The sequence below is a fragment of the Falsihalocynthiibacter sp. S25ZX9 genome, from assembly GCF_041205405.1.
Classification (GTDB): Bacteria; Pseudomonadota; Alphaproteobacteria; order Rhodobacterales; family Rhodobacteraceae; genus Falsihalocynthiibacter; species Falsihalocynthiibacter arcticus.
In genome coordinates this window covers 1-309 of the sequence record NZ_JBGFCD010000211.1, presented here as the reverse complement: position 1 = coordinate 309, position 309 = coordinate 1, and the positions used below count along the sequence as shown (strand labels likewise).

Annotated in this window: 1 protein-coding gene; it reads left to right on the top strand. The window is 50.2% G+C overall.

The window, feature by feature from the left end; all coding sequences use genetic code 11:
• A partial coding sequence (locus tag AB9F29_RS21955) for a cyclopropane-fatty-acyl-phospholipid synthase family protein (protein ID WP_369757255.1) occupies positions 1 to 309 on the top strand: 309 nt, incomplete at both ends.

The window sequence follows — 309 nt, the reverse complement described above, 5'->3', positions numbered from 1 at the left end:
ACAGAGACGACACAGATTTTGTGAAGTTTTGGAACTCTGTCCTAGAGCCAAAATTTACAAAATATCGGCACATCATCCAAGGGGGGCTGTCACGCCATTCCGCAGCAGTTATTCCAAACTTGCCCATTAAAGAAGGGATGTCAGTTCTTGATGTCGGGTGCGGATGGGGAGATATGTCGCTCCAAATAGCAGAGAGTGTTGGGCCCAAGGGGCGGGTTCTTGGGATTGATTGCGTCGATGCATTTTTGGAAGAGGCCAGAAAAGACGCCGCCGCAAAAAAACTATTGCACGCCGAGTTCTCTCGCGGGG